Below are 3,050 nucleotides of genomic sequence, written 5' to 3'. Positions count from 1 at the left end.
CACTCGCACCTTGAAAACTGAAGACATCAACAAGACATCAAATTTTTATAACCATGTCATTAGACGTGTGTTCTTAGAATACCAAAATGCTAGATCAAGGTATGAAGGGCGTACGGTGGATGCCTTGGCACTAGGAGCCGATGAAGGACGCGACGAACAGCGATATGCTTCGGGGAGCAGTAAGTATGCTTTGATCCGAGGATTTCCGAATGGGGGAACCCACCATCCGTAATGGGATGGGACATGTTACATGAATACATAGTGTAGCGTGAGGCAGACCCGGGGAACTGAAACATCTAAGTACCCGGAGGAAGAGAAAGCAAATGCGATTCCCTGAGTAGCGGCGAGCGAAACGGGAACAGCCCAAACCGGAGAGCATGCTCTCCGGGGTTGTAGGACACTCTATACGGAGTCAAAAAGGAAGACAGTAGGTGAACGACCTGGAAAGGCCGGCCGAAGAAGGTGACAGCCCTGTAGCTGAAACTGTTTTCCCTCCAGAGTGGATCCTGAGTACGGCGGGACACGTGAAACCCCGTCGGAATCCGGGAGGACCATCTCCCAAGGCTAAATACTCCCTAGTGACCGATAGTGAACCAGTACCGTGAGGGAAAGGTGAAAAGCACCCCGGAAGGGGAGTGAAATAGATCCTGAAACCGTATGCCTACAAGTAGTCAGAGCCCGTTAATGGGTGATGGCGTGCCTTTTGTAGAATGAACCGGCGAGTTACGATAGCGCGCGAGGTTAAGCTGATGAGGCGGAGCCGTAGCGAAAGCGAGTCTGAATAGGGCGCCATAGTGCGTTGTCGTAGACCCGAAACCAGGTGATCTACCCATGTCCAGGATGAAGGTCAGGTAACACTGACTGGAGGTCCGAACCCACGCACGTTGAAAAGTGCGGGGATGAGGTGTGGGTAGCGGTGAAATGCCAATCGAACCTGGAGATAGCTGGTTCTCCCCGAAATAGCTTTAGGGCTAGCCTCGAGGTTGAGAGTTCCGGAGGTAGAGCACTGATTGGACTAGGGGCCCCCACAGGGTTACCGAATTCAGTTAAACTCCGAATGCCGGCAACTTATACTCGGGAGTCAGACTGCGAGTGATAAGATCCGTAGTCAAGAGGGAAACAGCCCAGACCGCCAGCTAAGGTCCCAAAGTGTATGTTAAGTGGAAAAGGATGTGGCGCTGCCTAGACAGCTAGGATGTTGGCTTAGAAGCAGCCACCATTCAAAGAGTGCGTAATAGCTCACTAGTCGAGTGGCGCCGCGCCGAAAATGTAACGGGGCTAAACATACCACCGAAGCTGCGGATTCCGTAAGGAATGGTAGGGGAGCGTTCCAAACCGCTGTGAAGCTGTACCGTAAGGAGCAGTGGAGCGTTTGGAAGTGAGAATGCCGGTGTGAGTAGCGAAAAGAGGGGTGAGAATCCCCTCCGTCGAAAGCCCAAGGTTTCCTGAGGAAGGCTCGTCCGCTCAGGGTTAGTCTGGACCTAAGCCGAGGCCGAAAGGCGTAGGCGATGGATAACAGGTTGATATTCCTGTACCACCGATCCACCGTTTGAACAATGGGGGGACGCAGGAGGATAGTGACGCATGCGGATGGAAGTGCATGTGTAAGTTTCGAGACCGTCTGATTGGCAAATCCGTCAGGCATCAAAGTCGAGGAACGATGCGGAGTCCCGTAGGGACGAAGGTCACGATTTCACACTGCCAAGAAAAGCCTCTAGTGAGGTGGAAGGTGCCAGTACCGTAAACCGACACAGGTAGGCGGGATGAGAATTCTAAGACGCGCGGGATAACTCTCGTTAAGGAACTCGGCAAAATGGTCCCGTAACTTCGGGAGAAGGGACGCTCTACATTGAGTAGAGCCGCAGTGAATAGGCCCAAACGACTGTTTAGCAAAAACACAGGTCTCTGCTAAATCGCAAGATGACGTATAGGGGCTGACGCCTGCCCGGTGCTGGAAGGTTAAGGGGATGGGTTAGCGCAAGCGAAGCTTTGAACCGAAGCCCCAGTAAACGGCGGCCGTAACTATAACGGTCCTAAGGTAGCGAAATTCCTTGTCGGGTAAGTTCCGACCCGCACGAAAGGCGTAACGATTTGGGCACTGTCTCAACGAGAGACCCGGTGAAATCATAGTACCTGTGAAGATGCAGGTTACCCGCGACAGGACGGAAAGACCCCATGGAGCTTTACTACAGCCTGATATTGAGGCTTTGTGCATGATGTACAGGATAGGCGGGAGACGTCGAGACCGGAGCGCCAGCTTCGGAGGAGTCACCCTTGGGATACCGCCCTTCATGCATAGAGTCTCTAACTCGCAGCCGTCATCCGGCTGGAGGACCGTGTCAGGCGGGTAGTTTGACTGGGGCGGTCGCCTCCTAAACAGTAACGGAGGCGCCCAAAGGTTCCCTCAGAATGGTTGGAAATCATTCGTAGAGCGCAAAGGCAGAAGGGAGCTTGACTGCGAGACCTACAAGTCGAGCAGGGACGAAAGTCGGGCTTAGTGATCCGGTGGTTCCGCATGGAAGGGCCATCGCTCAACGGATAAAAGCTACCCTGGGGATAACAGGCTGATCTCCCCCAAGAGTCCACATCGACGGGGAGGTTTGGCACCTCGATGTCGGCTCATCGCATCCTGGGGCTGGAGTAGGTCCCAAGGGTTGGGCTGTTCGCCCATTAAAGCGGTACGCGAGCTGGGTTCAGAACGTCGTGAGACAGTTCGGTCCCTATCCGTCGTGGGCGCAGGAAATTTGAGGAGAGCTGTCCTTAGTACGAGAGGACCGGGATGGACGCACCGCTGGTGTACCAGTTGTTCCGCCAGGAGCATCGCTGGGTAGCTACGTGCGGACGGGATAAATGCTGAAAGCATCTAAGCATGAAGCCCCCTCCAAGATGAGATTTCCCTTTGAGTAATCAAGAAAGACCCCTCAGAGACGATGAGGTAGATAGGTCACGGGTGGAAGCATGGCGACATGCGGAGCTGAGTGATACTAATCGGTCGAGGCCTTGTTCTAGCAGATGCATTGTTGATGACTTCAGTTTTGAGGGCGCGAGCC

1 rRNA gene is annotated in these 3,050 nt (G+C 53.8%); it reads left to right on the top strand.

From position 1 onward, the window contains the following. The first annotated feature begins 92 nt into the window (after nucleotides 1-92). Nucleotides 93-3,008, top strand: a 23S ribosomal RNA gene (locus tag KNP93_RS15450). The last annotated feature ends 42 nt before the right edge of the window (nucleotides 3,009-3,050 follow it).

Origin of the sequence: Exiguobacterium sp. s166 (genome assembly GCF_018618855.1) — a bacterium.
Taxonomy (GTDB): domain Bacteria; phylum Bacillota; class Bacilli; order Exiguobacteriales; family Exiguobacteriaceae; genus Exiguobacterium_A.
Note: the sequence above shows the minus strand (reverse complement) of the source record. Positions and strands in the feature narration are given on the sequence as shown.